The 15,030-nt window shown below is 56.3% G+C and carries 13 protein-coding genes; 7 read left to right on the top strand and 6 right to left on the bottom strand.

What is annotated here, in order from left to right:
• Positions 1-73: 73 nt before the first annotated feature.
• The 6 genes from aroK to hemE all read left to right on the top strand — a co-directional run bounded on the left by aroK (position 74) and on the right by hemE (position 10,033).
• Positions 74-604 carry a shikimate kinase AroK gene (gene aroK / locus J1C54_RS02900; protein WP_229144349.1) on the top strand — a complete coding sequence of 177 codons (531 nt, stop codon included), beginning with the start codon at positions 74-76 and terminating at the stop codon, positions 602-604.
• Positions 605-630: 26 nt separating this feature from the next.
• Entirely contained in the window at positions 631-1,716 is a 1,086-nt protein-coding gene (gene aroB, locus J1C54_RS02895) for a 3-dehydroquinate synthase (protein WP_229144348.1), read from the top strand.
• A 1-nt stretch (position 1,717) separates the two neighbouring features.
• Positions 1,718-2,929, top strand: coding sequence for an SPOR domain-containing protein (locus J1C54_RS02890; RefSeq protein WP_229144347.1), 1,212 nt, complete (start codon positions 1,718-1,720; stop codon positions 2,927-2,929).
• A gap of 143 nt (positions 2,930-3,072) precedes the next feature.
• Positions 3,073-7,536 carry a glutamate synthase large subunit gene (gene gltB, locus J1C54_RS02885; RefSeq protein WP_229144346.1) on the top strand — a complete coding sequence of 1,488 codons (4,464 nt, stop codon included), beginning with the start codon at positions 3,073-3,075 and terminating at the stop codon, positions 7,534-7,536.
• Between the two features lie 14 nt (positions 7,537-7,550).
• Positions 7,551-8,972, top strand: a complete 1,422-nt coding sequence (locus tag J1C54_RS02880) for an FAD-dependent oxidoreductase (RefSeq protein ID WP_229144345.1) — start codon at positions 7,551-7,553, stop codon at positions 8,970-8,972.
• On the top strand, positions 8,972-10,033 hold the full coding sequence (gene hemE / locus J1C54_RS02875) for a uroporphyrinogen decarboxylase (RefSeq protein WP_229144344.1): 1,062 nt from the start codon (positions 8,972-8,974) through the stop codon (positions 10,031-10,033). The genes J1C54_RS02880 and hemE overlap by 1 nt, the downstream gene beginning before the upstream one ends.
• Before the next feature lie 61 nt (positions 10,034-10,094).
• Here the strand turns inward: hemE and J1C54_RS02870 are convergent, their stop codons facing one another.
• Positions 10,095-10,553, bottom strand: coding sequence for a YiiD C-terminal domain-containing protein (locus J1C54_RS02870; protein ID WP_229144343.1), 459 nt, complete (start codon positions 10,551-10,553; stop codon positions 10,095-10,097).
• 76 nt (positions 10,554-10,629) lie between these two features.
• Between J1C54_RS02870 and J1C54_RS02865 the strand changes: the two genes are divergently transcribed.
• Entirely contained in the window at positions 10,630-11,673 is a 1,044-nt protein-coding gene (locus tag J1C54_RS02865) for a polysaccharide deacetylase family protein (RefSeq protein ID WP_229144342.1), read from the top strand.
• Here J1C54_RS02865 and J1C54_RS02860 read toward each other — a convergent pair whose 3' ends face one another.
• From J1C54_RS02860 to J1C54_RS02840, 5 genes are all read right to left on the bottom strand, one after another.
• Positions 11,674-12,486 carry a glucosaminidase domain-containing protein gene (locus J1C54_RS02860; protein WP_229144341.1) on the bottom strand — a complete coding sequence of 271 codons (813 nt, stop codon included), beginning with the start codon at positions 12,484-12,486 and terminating at the stop codon, positions 11,674-11,676.
• 39 nt (positions 12,487-12,525) lie between these two features.
• On the bottom strand, positions 12,526-12,864 hold the full coding sequence (locus J1C54_RS02855; protein ID WP_229144340.1) for a 4a-hydroxytetrahydrobiopterin dehydratase: 339 nt from the start codon (positions 12,862-12,864) through the stop codon (positions 12,526-12,528).
• Positions 12,861-13,595, bottom strand: coding sequence for a hypothetical protein (locus J1C54_RS02850; RefSeq protein ID WP_229144339.1), 735 nt, complete (start codon positions 13,593-13,595; stop codon positions 12,861-12,863). Before J1C54_RS02850 ends, J1C54_RS02855 begins: the two co-directional genes overlap by 4 nt.
• A gap of 74 nt (positions 13,596-13,669) precedes the next feature.
• Complete coding sequence (locus J1C54_RS02845) at positions 13,670-14,071, bottom strand: hypothetical protein (RefSeq protein WP_229144338.1); 402 nt, start codon at positions 14,069-14,071, stop codon at positions 13,670-13,672.
• A gap of 5 nt (positions 14,072-14,076) precedes the next feature.
• Positions 14,077-14,898 (bottom strand): fatty acid desaturase, encoded by an 822-nt coding sequence (locus J1C54_RS02840; RefSeq protein ID WP_229144337.1) that lies wholly within the window; start codon positions 14,896-14,898, stop codon positions 14,077-14,079.
• Positions 14,899-15,030 lie beyond the last annotated feature (132 nt).

Below are 15,030 nucleotides of genomic sequence, written 5' to 3'. Positions count from 1 at the left end.
AAGCAGGAATTGCTGATCTTCATCACTCCCCGCCTGATCAAGGATGCGGTGGCCGGGAAGTGATGCGGGAAGCATGAGTGAAGACACACCAAGTATTTTCCTGATTGGGCCCATGGGTGCTGGAAAGAGCACCCTGGGTCGTCATCTTGCCCATATTCTTAAACGGCCCTTTTACGACTCTGACAAAGTTATTGAAGATCGTACCGGGGCCGACATTCCCTGGATTTTTGATGTTGAGGGAGAGGCCGGCTTTCGTCGTCGCGAGGAGGAGGTGATTGACGAATTAACCCTGCTGCCCGGAGTGGTCATGGCCACTGGCGGTGGCGTGGTGATGTGCGAAGCAAATCGGCGCCATCTTCATGAACGCGGGGTGGTGATCTATCTGTGGACGCCGGTTGAGGTGCAACTGGCCAGAACCCGGCAGGATCGTAATCGCCCGTTGCTGCAACAGCCGGACCCGGAGGCGGTGCTGCGTCGTTTGTTCGAGGTGCGTGATCCGCTCTATCGGCAGACCTGCCATCATATTGTGCCCACTTCTTCTGGCAATCTGCGTAAAGTATCTGATCAGGTCCTTGGTTGTCTCGGTATCGAAGCAACCGGATAATGGCCGCTTCTGGCCGGAGAGTTTTCATGCATACCCTCAATGTTGCGCTGGCTGAGCGCAGCTACCCTATCTATATCGGCAAAGGTCTGCTGGACCATGACCTGTTGCGCAAACATGTGCGGGCCCGTCAGGTTCTGGTGGTCACCAATGAGGCCATTGCGCCACTCTATCTGGACCGTGTGCTGGCCGGTCTTCAGGGCCTGCAGGTGGACTCCATGTTGTTGCCGGACGGAGAGAAGTATAAGTCGCTGGCAGTACTGGAAAAGATATTTGACCGGTTATTGGAAGGGCGCCATGCCCGAACCACCACACTGATCGCGCTGGGTGGTGGGGTTATTGGTGATATGGTTGGTTTTGCTGCAGCTTGCTATCAACGCGGGGTGGATTTTATTCAGGTGCCAACCACACTGCTGGCTCAAGTGGACTCTTCCGTGGGCGGCAAGACCGCAGTCAATCATCCCCGTGGAAAGAACATGATCGGTGCCTTTCATCAGCCGAAAGCGGTGATTATTGATACGGATGTACTTGAGACACTCCCGGCCCGTGAATTTAGTGCCGGGTTGGCGGAGGTTATCAAGTACGGCTTGATTCGTGATGTCGAATTTTATCGCTGGTTAACGGCCAATATTGACGCACTGTTAGGTCGCGATCCCTCGGTTCTGTCTGAGGCCATACTGCGTAGCTGTCAGAACAAGGCTGACGTCGTTGCCGAGGATGAAACGGAACAGGGTAGCCGGGCGTTGCTAAATCTCGGTCATACCTTTGGTCATGCCATCGAAACCGCTACCGGCTACAGTGCCTGGTTGCATGGTGAGGCTGTAGCCACTGGCATGATCATGGCTGCTCAATTGTCCGCTGATCTGGGTTGGTTGCCACAGGCTGATGTCGATGCGCTAAGTGCCTTGCTGGCGCGCATGGGACTGCCAGTAAAGCCGCCTGTTGGGATGACTGCCAGTCAATGTCGTGAGCTGATGGCGCTGGATAAGAAGGTACATGATGGCTCTTTGCGGCTAGTGCTGCTGAGGGCTATTGGTCAGGCGGTGGTTACCGCCGACTATGATGATGCGGTATTGATGCGGATGCTGGAACGAGACTGCGCTGCAGGAGAATAGCTTGGACGATCTGCTGACGACTGATGAGCTGGTGGACCAGCTGACCTCTGAGTCCATGGCTGGGAGGATGGTGCTGCTGGTAGGTGCGGACCCGGAAGCGGTGTCTGAGCGCCTTGGTTTGTCCGTGGAGAAGTTGATTGATTTTGGTGTTGAGCTGCTGCGCTTTGATGCGTTGCAGTTTCACACGGCAGATAGTCTTCTGGCAGAGCTGGCCGATGTGCTCGGGATTGATAGTGAGCATGTCATGGTTGGCCTTAAGGTTCGTGGGCAAACCGGCAACCCGCTGCTGATGGTGGTGGATAACGCGGAGTGTCTGGCGGCAGATGCGCGGGCGTTATTGCGCGCTCTGGCGACGCAAACTGAGTCAGGGCTTGGTGTCATATTTGGTGGTGAGCCTGATGCGGAGTCAGCCCTGCTAGATGCGGGGGTGCCGTTGTCGCTTGTTCTGGAAAGCGCAGAAGAGGCAGCCATTGAAGTGCCGCCGCCTGCGGGCTCCAATATGCCGACGCAGGAAAAGTCCTCGCTGGGTGGGCTGATGATTCCCTGGCGGCACCTTGCCGCCGTGGCGGGGCTGCTGTTGCTGGTATTGCTGTTCTGGCCCGACAATGAGACTGCACCGCCCGGGCATGATGTGCGCGAGCTAAGCCTGCCGCTGCCGCCGCCGGAGGTGGTCAGCGCAGGGCCTTCGCCAGGCCTGCCCCCGGCTGTTGAGCCCGAGGGTGCGCCTGTTGCGCCTGTTGCTGTTCAGGAGCCAGTGGCAAGCACGCCCGTGGTAGCCCCTGCTGAGCCGAGGGTGCAGTCTCCCGGATCCGAGCCAGCTGAGGAGTCAGAGCCGGCTCCGAAACCAACACCTGTGCCGCCTGCACCGCCGGTTAACCGCACCCCGGCTCTGACTGGAATGGCGGCCGAGCTGGCCTATCGTAATGAGGACTGGCTGTTGGCTCAGCAGGCAGAGCGCTGGATGTTGCAGGTGGCGGCCGCATCGTCTGAGGACGCTGCCAGAGCTATGCTTGATCGTCTGGGGCGCGAGCGTTCCGCTTACTACCGTGCCCGGCGCAACGGCAAAGTGGTATTTGTGGTGCTGGCGGGGAGCTGGGCGTCACGGGATCTGGCTCTGGCCGGACGTGACAGGCTGGCAGCGGAGTTTCGCCAGCTCGGGCCCTTCCCGCGCGAGATGCGCGCCATTCACAGTGAGATCATCGCCGTCAGATAATAGTTGTCGGCGGCTTGTCAGTGGGTCGCATTTGTCGGCCCACCGCCCAATGTGTAGAATGTGCTTCCTTTTTCGCCGTCGGTTTCGGCGTGGCTATTTGCCGCCTTCTGTAAGTCTCTGAATTTCATAGAGGAATGATGCTAATGCAGCAGAATCAAACGCTGGTGCAAGGGCTCTGTGGGCCTGAAGAATTCCGCGATAACTGTGGCTTTGGTCTGATTGCCCAAATGGAGGGCAAGCCAAGTCACCAGCTATTGCAAACAGCGATTGAAGCGCTGACCTGTATGACACACCGTGGTGGCATCAATGCTGATGGCAAAACCGGTGATGGTTGTGGTCTGTTGCTGCAGAAGCCTGACTCCTTCTTTCGGAAGGTGGCGCAGGAGCTGAATGTTGAGTTACCGGCCAGCTATGCGACCGGTATGGTGTTCGTTAATCCGGACCGGGAAAAGGCAGCAGCTCAGAAGGCTGTGCTGGACGAAGAGCTGCGAGCCGAAGGTCTGGACGTGCTCGGCTGGCGCGAAGTGCCGACGGATCCTTCCTGTCTTGGCCCCATTGCCCTGAACACCTTGCCTGGTTTTGCCCAGGTGTTGGTTGGCGGTGGCGAGCTGAGTAACTCTGATCTGAACCGTAAGCTGTTCTTTGCTCGACGCCGTGCGGAAAACCGGGTTGAAAATGACGGCTGCTTCTACGTTTGCTCGCTATCCGCCACGGTCATCTCCTATAAAGGTCTGATGATGCCGGTAGATCTGCCGCGTTTCTATCCTGATCTCGGCGATCAAGCCATGCAGACCGCCATCGTGGTTTTCCATCAGCGTTTCTCCACCAATACTATGCCGCGCTGGCCTCTGGCCCAGCCGTTCCGTTACCTCGCTCACAACGGCGAGATCAACACCATTGAAGGTAACCGTAACTGGTCTTTGGCGCGTACTCCAAAATTTGTCAGCGATCTTTTGCCGGATATGGATAGCCTGAGCCCTCTGGTCAATCGTACCGGTTCAGACTCGTCGAGCATGGATAACATGCTCGAAGTGCTGATGCATGGCGGCATGGACATGTTCCGTGCGGTGCGCATGATGGTGCCTCCCGCCTGGCAGAACGTTGAGTCAATGGATGCGGATTTGCGTGCATTCTACGAGTACAACTCAATGCATATGGAGCCGTGGGATGGGCCCGCTGGCATCGTGCTCACGGATGGGCGCTATGCGGTCTGTCTGTTGGATCGCAATGGTTTGCGTCCGGCTCGTTGGGTGATCACCAAGAACGGATTTATCACCGTCTCCTCGGAAGTTGGCGTGCATAGCTATCAGCCGGAAGATGTTATTGCCAAAGGCCGTGTTGGGCCGGGGCAGATTCTTGCTGTGGACACTGAAACCGGTGAGCTACTCAAGCATTCTGATATTGATAATCGCCTGAAGGTTCGTCACCCATACCGCAAGTGGCTGAAAGAAAATGCGCTGCGCATCGAGGCAGACTATGACACCGAAGTCGAGCGTATTGATGAAGTCAGCGCCGAGCAGCTACTGACCTATCAGAAGCTTTTTCAGGTTACCTTTGAAGAGCGCGATCAGGTGCTGCGCCCGCTGGCAGAGTCCGGGCAGGAAGCGGTTGGCTCCATGGGTGATGACACGCCGATGGCAGTATTGTCTCAGCGTCAGCGTCCGCTGTATGAGTTTTTCCGTCAGCAGTTCGCTCAGGTAACTAACCCACCTATCGATCCGCTGCGTGAAGCGATCGTCATGTCGCTGGAAACGTGCGTTGGTGCCGAGCGCAATATATTCGAAGAGACGGCCGATCATGCCGACCGCGCTATTCTGTCTACGCCTATTCTGTCGCATTCCAAGTTCGTTAACTTGCTGCGTATTGATCGCCCGGGCTACGGTAGCGAGCGTATTTCCCTGCATTACGATCCGTCCATTGGCCTCAAGCAGGCAGTGCTGAATATCTGTGAGCAGGCGGAAGCTGCAGTGCGTGCTGGCAAGGTATTTATGGTGCTGTCCGACTTTGGTATCGCTCAGGATAAATTGACGGTCCATGCCCTGATGGCAACCGGCGCTGTGCACCACCACCTTACCAAGACTGGCCTGCGCTGTAGCGCCAACATTATTGTCGAGACCGCTACGGTACGCGATCCACACCACTTCGCTACCCTGTTCGGCTTTGGTGCCACTGCGGTGTACCCGTATCTGGCATATGACGTAATCGCTGATATGGTACGTTCCGGCGAGCTAATTGGTGATGCCATTGAACTGCAGAAGAATTTCCGCAAGGGCATCAACAAGGGGCTGCTGAAGATCATTTCCAAGATGGGCATTTCCACCATTGCTTCCTATCGTGGTGCTCAGCTGTTTGAAATCATCGGTATTGCTGATGAGGTGGTGGATATCTGCTTCCACGGCTGTGCCAGCCGTATTGCCGGTGCTGATTTCAGTGACTTTGAGGAAGATCAGCGCATTCTGCGTGAAGACGCATGGAAGGCACGTAAGCCGATTGATGCAGGTGGTGCCCTGAAGTTTATTTATGGCAAGGAATACCACGCTTTCAATCCGGACGTGGTCCATGCCATCCATAAAGCTGTGAATACCGGCGATTACCGTGACTATCTGGATTTTGCCAATCTGGTAAACGATCGCGGTGTTGCAACCCTGCGTGACCTGTTTCGCCTGAAATCAGATGTCAAAGCATTGCCACTGGAAGAGGTGGAGCCGATTGAGGCCATTCTGCCGCGCTTTGATTCCGCTGGCATGTCATTGGGCGCTCTTTCGCCGGAGGCCCATGAAGCGATTGCTACCGCGATGAACCGCCTTGGTGGTCGTTCTAACTCTGGTGAAGGCGGCGAAGACCCGGCTCGTTTTGGTACTGAGCGTGTGTCAAAGATCAAGCAGGTGGCGTCAGGGCGATTTGGTGTTACCCCGCATTATCTGGTTAACGCTGAGGTGCTGCAGATCAAGGTTGCCCAGGGCGCCAAACCTGGAGAAGGCGGTCAGCTGCCGGGTGGCAAGGTCAATGATCTGATTGCCCGTCTGCGCTATTCCGTTCCGGGTGTCACCCTGATTTCGCCGCCGCCGCATCACGACATCTACTCTATTGAGGATCTGGCGCAGCTGATTTTTGACCTCAAGCAGGTTAACCCGGATGCCCTGGTATCGGTGAAGTTGGTGTCCGAGCCCGGCGTCGGTACCATCGCCGCGGGTGTCGCCAAGGCTTATGCTGACCTGATTACTATTTCCGGTTATGACGGCGGTACTGCCGCTAGCCCGCTGACCTCGATCCGTTATGCCGGTTCACCCTGGGAGCTGGGTCTGTCAGAGGCGCATCAGGCATTGCGCATGAATGATCTGCGCGGCAAGGTCAGGTTGCAGACAGATGGCGGCCTGAAGACTGGCCTGGATGTGGTCAAGGCTGCAATCCTCGGTGCTGAGTCATTTGGCTTCGGCACCGTGCCGATGGTGGTGTTGGGCTGTAAATACCTACGCATCTGTCACCTGAACAACTGTGCAACCGGCGTTGCTACGCAGCGTGATGATCTGCGTAAGGAGCACTTTATCGGTGCGCCGGAAATGCTGATGAACTACTTCCGCTTTGTTGCTGAAGAAGTGCGTCATTTGCTGGCGGATCTGGGAGTGCGCTCGCTTGCCGAGTTGATCGGGCGTGTCGATCTACTGGCGGTTAGCGAAGGCCTGACCAAGCGACAGGGCAAACTGAATCTATTGCCAATTCTGCGTAACGACAATGTGTCGGCAGACAAGCCCCAGTTCTGTGAAATTACGCGTAATGCGCCGTTTGACAATGGTGAGCTAGCGGAACAGATGGTCGCGGATATGTTGCCGGCGATTGAAAACCGCACCGGTGGCTCGTTCCACTATGGCATCACTAACTGCAATCGCTCCATTGGTGCGCGCGTGTCTGGTGAAATTGCCAAGCGTTACGGCAATACCGATATGGAAAAAACTCCGCTCCGCATTCGCCTAACCGGTACTGCCGGGCAGAGTTTCGGTGTTTTCAACGCCGGTGGCCTGCACCTGCATCTCGAGGGCGATGCCAATGATTATGTCGGTAAAGGCATGGCCGGCGGCAAGATTGTAATTGCTCCGCCGAAGGGCAGTAGCTATGCCAGTCAGGATAGCGCCATTATTGGCAATACCTGTTTGTATGGTGCCACCGGAGGCAAGCTGTTCGCTGCCGGTACTGCCGGTGAACGTTTTGCGGTGCGCAACTCTGGTGCCCATGCAGTGATTGAAGGTGCCGGTGATCATTGTTGTGAATATATGACTGGTGGTTGTGTCACAGTGTTGGGCGCGACCGGGCATAACTTTGGCGCTGGTATGACAGGTGGTTTTGCCTATGTGCTGGACGAGAAGGGCGTATTTTTCGAGTTAATCAATCCGGAGTTGATTGAGCTGCGCCGCATTAGCACAGAGGATACAGAGGCACACCGCAGTCACCTGCTACGGGTAATCCGTGAGTATGTACAGGAAACCGGCAGCGAGTGGGGCGCCCATATTCTTGATAACTTTGATGCCATGAGTCGCAAGTTCTGGCTGGTAAAGCCGAAGGCGGCAAGCCTGACCAACCTGCTGAAAAGCACCCGCGCCAACCCGGCCTGATGAGGTAGATAGCGATGGTTGAAAGACTGAGCAACGATTTCCAGTTTCTGGACGTGCCGCGCAAGGATCCCAAGAAAAAGGAGGCCGAGCTACGCCGTGGCGGTTATGAAGAAATCTATTACCCGTTCGAAACCCGTGAGGTGGAGCATCAGGCTCACCGCTGTCTGGCCTGTGGTAACCCTTATTGCGAGTGGAAGTGCCCGGTTCATAATTACATCCCGAACTGGCTCAAACTGATTTCCGAAGGCAACCTGATGGAAGCGGTGGAGCTGTGTCATCAGACTAATGCTCTGCCGGAGGTGTGTGGTCGGGTGTGCCCACAGGATCGACTTTGTGAGGGCGCTTGCACGCTGAATGATGGCTTCGGTGCGGTAACTATTGGTTCTGCTGAGAAGTATATTACGGATACCGCTATTGCCATGGGTTGGCGTCCGGATATGTCCAAGGTGGTACCAACCGGCAAGAAGGTGGCGGTCATTGGTGCTGGTCCGGCGGGCATTGGCTGTGCAGACCTGTTGGTGCGTAATGGCGTTAAGCCGGTGGTATTCGATCGTTACCCGGAAATTGGTGGGCTGCTGACCTTTGGTATTCCTGAGTTCAAGCTGGAAAAACCGGTAATGGAAAAGCGCCGGGAAATTCTGGAAGGTATGGGCGTCGAATTCCGTTTGAATATGGAAATTGGCCGGGATATCAGTATTGACCAGCTGCTCGAAGAATATGATGCCGTGTTTATGGGTATGGGCACTTACACGTACATGAAGGGCGGCTTCCCTGGCGAAGATTTGGCCGGGGTGTACGATGCGCTTCCATTCCTGATTTCTAACGTCAATCGCAACCTGGGTTTTGAGAAGAGTCCGGCGGACTTTATTGACCTTAAGGGTAAGCGGGTGGTGGTGCTGGGTGGTGGTGATACAGCTATGGACTGTAACCGCACCTCGATTCGACAGGGCGCGTCCAGTGTCATCTGTGCGTACCGCCGTGACGAAGAAAACATGCCAGGCTCCCGTCGCGAAGTTGCGAATGCCCGCGAGGAGGGCGTGCAGTTTCTGTTCAACCGGCAGCCCATTGAAATTGTTGGTGAGGCGGGCAAGGTTACTGGCATCAAGGTGGTGGAAACCCGTCTTGGTGACGCAGATGCCAATGGACGTCGCCGCCCTGAGCCTATCCCGGGTAGTGAGCAAATCCTGCCGGCGGACGCTGTGTTGATTGCCTTTGGTTTCCGTCCCAGCCCGGCGGACTGGTTCACGGACAAGGAAATTGCCATGGATGAGTCGGGTCGTGTGGTTGCCGCGGAAAAGCAGAAATTTGCCTTCCAGACATCCAATCAGAAAATCTTTGCCGGTGGCGACATGGTTCGCGGCTCGGATCTCGTCGTGACGGCGATCTGGGAGGGCCGGGAAGCGGCCAAGGGCATTCTTGACTATCTGGACGTGTAATGACTTTTGCACCACTGAAGAATGACCGCTTTCTGCGTGCGCTAAAGCGCCAGCCCGTCGACATTACTCCGGTCTGGATGATGCGCCAGGCGGGCCGCTATTTGCCGGAGTATCGTGCCTCACGGCAGAAAGCGGGCAGCTTTATGGATCTGTGCACCAATCCTGATCTGGCCTGTGAAGTGACTCTGCAGCCGCTGGAACGGTATCCGCTGGATGCTGCCATTCTATTCTCTGACATCCTCACCATTCCGGATGCCATGGGATTGGGGCTGTATTTTGAAACTGGCGAAGGCCCGCGTTTCAAAAAAATCGTGCGCACTGCTGCGGATGTGGCGGCTCTGCCGATTCCCGATGTGGAAAGCGATCTTGGCTATGTGATGAAGGCGGTCAGTACTATTCGCCGAGAGTTGAATGGCCGGGTACCGTTAATCGGTTTTTCCGGTAGTCCATGGACTCTCGCCACCTACATGGTAGAAGGCGGCTCGTCCAAGGACTTTCGCCATCTGAAGGCGATGATCTACGACCAGCCGGAAGTGGCACATCAGCTGCTCGACAAGCTGGCACAGACAGTTATCGCGTATCTGAATGGACAGATTCGCAATGGCGCTCAGGCAGTACAGATTTTTGATACCTGGGGTGGGGCTCTGTCGGCTGCTGCCTATCAGGAGTTTTCCCTGCGTTATATGAAGCAAATTGTTGATGGCTTGATTCGTGATCATGATGGCCGGCCGGTGCCGGTGATCCTGTTTACCAAGAATGGCGGGCTTTGGCTTGAGTCCATGGCTGCTACAGGCTGCGATGCTTTGGGCCTGGACTGGACTATCAATATCGGCGATGCGCGCCGTCGCGTGGGTGACAAGGTTGCCCTGCAGGGCAATATGGATCCGGCAGTGCTTTACGCGTCGCCGGATACCATTCGTGCAGAAGTGAAGCGTATTTTGACGGATTTTGGTGATCAACCGGGCCATGTGTTTAACCTTGGCCATGGCATTACCCCGGAGGTTGATCCTGAGCATGCACGAGTGTTTATTGAGGCGGTGCATGAGTTCAGCAGGCGTTAAAGTTCGCTGAAACAAAAAAGGGCGCCTTAGTGGCGCCCTTTTTTGTTTCAGCTGCTGGTCGTTACATGCCGATCTTGCGTAACTGATAGACGTTGTGGGTCAGGGCCACGACTTCGCCGCTGGTATCCTTCAGTTCCATATCCCAGACATATTCGCACTTGCCGTTGGCTTCCGTTTCAGCCTCGATGCGTGCAATTTCCTCTTCGCTGATTCGCACTTCTACGGTGATGTCCGTCTTCGCCGGGCGCCGGAAGCGAATGCTCATATCCTTGACGATCGGATAGTATTTTCGGGTATTAAAGCTGGTCGTATAAACAACCCCTCCAGGTAGCTCTGCCAGAGTGAACAGTGCGCCGGCGTACATGGTGCCTATGTGGTTGATGTTGAGGTCGTAGGGCATCAGCATTTTGCAATAGCCGCGCTCCAGTTCCAGAACTTTCACGCCGCAGCGGCTGACAAACGGGAAGGTGTTTTCAGATGCCTGACGAATGGTTTCAAGTTGTTCGGCGGTAAAGGACATGATGCTCTCCGGTGGCCTGCCATTGTTTCAGTGAGGAGGATGCTACCATCGGCAAAATCCTATGGAGTTATCCGAAATGGTCAGAGGCTTGGTGAAAACCGTCATGCTGGGGCTTCTCTGGTCACAGAGTGCCTCTGCTGCGGTGGTTCTGATGTATCACCATATCGATGCCAGCACCCCGCCAGCCACCTCGGTCAGCCCGGAGCAATTCGTGGACAACCTTGACCGTCTGGCTGCTGAAGGTTTCGAAGTGGTGCGACTGGATGAGCTTATTGAGCGTGTCAGAAACGGCGTTGACCCGCGCCAGAAACTTGCAGCCATCACCTTTGATGACGCCTACCGCAGTATTTATGAGGTCGGCTTGCCTGAGTTGGAGGCCCGTGGCTGGAAGGGCTCGGTGTTTATCAATACTGGCGGGGTTGGCGAAACCGGGCGAGCAATGAGTCGGGCGATGATTGTCGATGCTCATCAGCGCGGCCACCTGTTGCTCGGTCACTCGCACTCACATCCCCACATGGTGCGGCAGCTGGAGAGCGAAACGGAGCAGCAGTGGCTGGAGCGCATTCAGCGGGACATAGAAACGGCGCATCAGCAGCTTGGACAGTGGCTTGGCGAGCCTCCACTACCGTGGCTGGCGTGGCCCTACGGCGAGCAGAGTGCGCCATTGAGGGCCCTGGTGAAGAGCATGGGCTACCTTGCCTTTGGTCAGCAAAGCGGTGCGCTGGATGAGCATGTGGACTGGCAGAATATTCCGCGCATTCCGGTCAACGGCCTGCATTCAGACTGGAGCATGTTGCGTGACAAGGTGTTGGCCCTGCCATTTCCGGTGCGTACAGCTCTGCCCGCAGATGGGGTTACCCGAGAGGGACGTCCGACTCTGACACTGCTGCTTAACGGCGATTGGCGCCGGCGTAATATTCAGTGCTTTGCTGGAGCAAGGCGGGTGGCCCCGGTGGTTCGCTTCAGTGATGGCGTCAGTGAGGTGACCGTGCGCAGTCAGGCGGATATTCCTGAGGGGCGCAGCCGCTATAACTGCACTGCGGCTGGCACCGATGGGCGATTCCATTGGTACTCCTGGGTGTGGATGCGCCGCGTTGGGGAGCAATGGTACGTGGAGTAATCAGTAGTCGCTAAAACGCTCGAACTGGTTCTGGCGTATCAGGCCGCGCACCATGCCGATATATTCCTCGCCCAGCTCTGAATAACCTTCCAGTCCGGCTGCCAGATCACTGCCGCTAAAGGACTGCTCCTGCCGGCGGGCTTCCTCGCGGAGCAGACGTAGCTCGGTATAGCGAGGGTGGCTGTTCAGATTGTGCATATAGCGCCGCACGCTTTCTGCGGGGGATGAGAATCGGGCTACTTCATGACGTGCATTTGCCAGGCGCTGCTGGGGCACCAGTCCGCAGCCTGGCACAAAGCACCAGTGGCCGAAGTAGTTATTGCCCTCCACGGCAAAGCGAGACGTTCCCCAAGCCGATTCCAGCGCTCCCTGGGCGAGAGCCAGGTCTGCCGGGACAATATCAATGCGGCGCAGTAGAACCCTGCTCCAGTCGCTGCTCGGTTGTTCCGGGAGGTCAAGGCGATAGCGTCGTGACAACTCCTCTAACCAGACCTTATCGTCCCGACTCAGCGGCTGGTTATCCTGAATTTTCTTATGCAACTCCATTAGCCTTGCACGCTTTTCAAGTAGCTTGCGGTTGTTGTTCTGGATGGCTGGCAACAGAAGATTGACCAGACGGGCCTTGCGGGCCTCGGTTTCGTCTTCTGGCAGAGGCCAGATTGGTGGCTCATCCTGCTGGCCCGACTGCCGTTTCATGTCGCTCTGGGTGCCCTGATACCAGTGGTTCAGCACCGGCAGGGTGAGCAGCACCACCGCCAATGCCAGCCATGCGCTGCGGCGCCAGAGAGTTGTGTGATTGTGCTTATCTGCCATGAAGGCTCCGGTACGGCTTTGGCTCCGGCGCGCTATGACTCAGGGCTGAGTCAGCAGGTCCGTGCGGGCTGCGCAGATAAAGTCGTTACGGTGCAGGCCACCGATTTTATGGGTCCACCAAGTGACAGTTACCTTGCCCCACTCGGTTAGCAGTGCGGGGTGATGGCCAAGCGACTCCGCCAGCTCTGCAACTTGCTCGGTAAATGCCATGGCTGCAGCAAAATCAGTGAAAGAGAACTGTCGTTGCAGTTTTACCACGCTGTCTTCCTCGACCAGCTTCCATTCAGGAATGTCGCCATGCCACAGAGCGATTTGCTGCTCGTTGGCCTGCGGCGCATCGGCGCGGCAGGCCTCACATGTTTCATTGGCAAGACTCATTGGTTGGCTACCGTGGGCAGAGAGCAAAGCCGTGCAGGCGCCTTGCTGCCACCGGGAGCAATCCGTGCAAGCATGCGCCGTGTCCGTTCAAGTTCGGTTTCATCCCGCTCCTTGCCGGGCATTTCCATGGCGTCAGCGATGCGAAGCAGCACTGATTTCATGGTATCAGGCATCAGTGCCGGTTGGCGGTGCTGGACCACATAGATCAGCTCGCCTTTCTTGAACAGCAGGAAGCCATAATAGTAGAGGCCTGATACCTCCGGGCTGTCAGCGACTTTGCTACTGTCCACATCCAGACTGACCACCGACATGATGGCCCGCGGGTCGCTATCCTGAATTTGCTCGCGGTATACCACTTCAGCCGACTTGATCATTGGTGAGTCGGCCACCACGCTACGCAGGTAGCCATTCAGAACCAGATTGAGCAGGGTCTGATCGGCGGCGAAGCGGGGAATGCGCAGGTTCGGGTTGCCCTCTGCGCGCAGATAGTCAATACGGAACATGCGGCCGCTGGCATCCCACATGGTGGTCGAGCCGCCATAAGGATCACAGCGCTCGTCCATGGTGACGTGTCCACGGAAGGTATTCATGCTCAAGTCGATGGAGTAAGCCGCTGCCGGGGCGTGGTACAGATCACCCTCACGGGCGCCTTGCATGCCTTGGCAGCCGGTTAACAGCAACGCCGTGGTGGAGATCAGGGCGGCGGACAGGGAGCGTATTTTTGTTGTCATTATGATGATCCTGAAACAGCAATGGCGGAATCATAGCACAGCCCCGGCGCCTGTCAGCTGGCCCGGAAGTATGGTTAATCCGGCAGCCGGCGGATCAGGTGCAGGCTCTTGAAGTTGCGCTCCGTGGCGAGGCGCTGCCATTCCTCCGATGCTTCACCTTCATCAGCAAATACTTCAGGCGTCAGAGTCTCCAGTTGCCGACATCCGGGCAGCTTCTTCAGACGTTTGTTGAAGGCTCGCAGCACTTTTCCCCGTTGGTCGATAGTCAGGTGCTCATCCAGCTCTGCCGGGCATTGCGCCGGATCGCCGGCCTCGAAGCTGAAGCGTTGCTCGGACAGCAGCACATGGTGGGTGATGTCCCGGGTACGGGGGTCGCGAATCTCGAAGCAGTCCGTGGTCCAGAAATAATGGCACTCTGCGGCGTTGGCCAACACCGGGCATAGGGCAAGCAATAACAGGAGACGGAGAGGTTTCATATTGGTCAGGAGCTTTCCTGCTGGCGCCGCTGTCGGCCCGGTTCCCATTGCAGCAGCATGGTATTTACGATCAATTCTTCCGGAATACGACCCCTGATTTGCTGGTGTAGTTCCGGCAGTTTGCTCCAGTGCAGACCGGGCAGCAGGTGGTGGGCGGTGTGATAGCCGAGATTCCAGGAAGTCAGGTTGTACAGTGGCAGCTCCACATTGCGAGAAGCAACATAATGATTATCTGTTTCCGTGCCAGCATGCTGGCCATAGGTGTTATCCAGCAAAACCAGTAGTAACAGCACCATTGGGCCGATAAACACAATCAGGGTGCGCAGCGGATCAATCAGCGCAAATACCAGAAGTGGCAGGTTGGCGAGTACAAACATCATCTTGAAGCGGCGATACAGCGTCGGGTGACTGCGGCCAATGCGAATGATCTCGGGATAAATACGCGCTGCATTGACCACATCAAACTTGATCCGGTTCATTAGCCGACCATCGGGCTCCTTCCAGGACGCCGGATCCTTGTCCTGATCCAGATAATGGCGGTGGTGGCCGATATTGTGGTGCAGCGTCCAGCTGAATGGACTGGTTCCAGTCTGCAGGTACATGACGCTTTCGAACAGGCGGTTTAGCCAGCGTACCCGGAAGGTATTCACGTGGTGGTGGTTATGGCAGATGGCACCGCTGGAGACCTGTACGGTCAGCAATAAAGCAGCCAATCCAAGCGCCATCCAGTGGCTGTCGACCAGAAAAAAGATCGAGAGTTGGGCCAGCATCACAGCCAGCACCAGAATGACTGCAGGGAAGTCCGCTCGATAGCGCATTAGAGACATACCACTTACTCATACTACTAATGAGAAGGCGGTATTCTATTGGGGCTGCGTATAACCACAAGGACTGATCGGGCCGTTAAGCCTGTCATTCGGGCCAATCGGCCTGTTTTGATGATTTTTTACCCATGCCGG

The sequence above is a fragment of the Alcanivorax sp. 1008 genome, assembly GCF_020667895.1.
Lineage (GTDB): Bacteria > Pseudomonadota > Gammaproteobacteria > Pseudomonadales > Alcanivoracaceae > PGZG01.
This window is presented reverse-complemented; position numbering and strand designations above follow the sequence as displayed.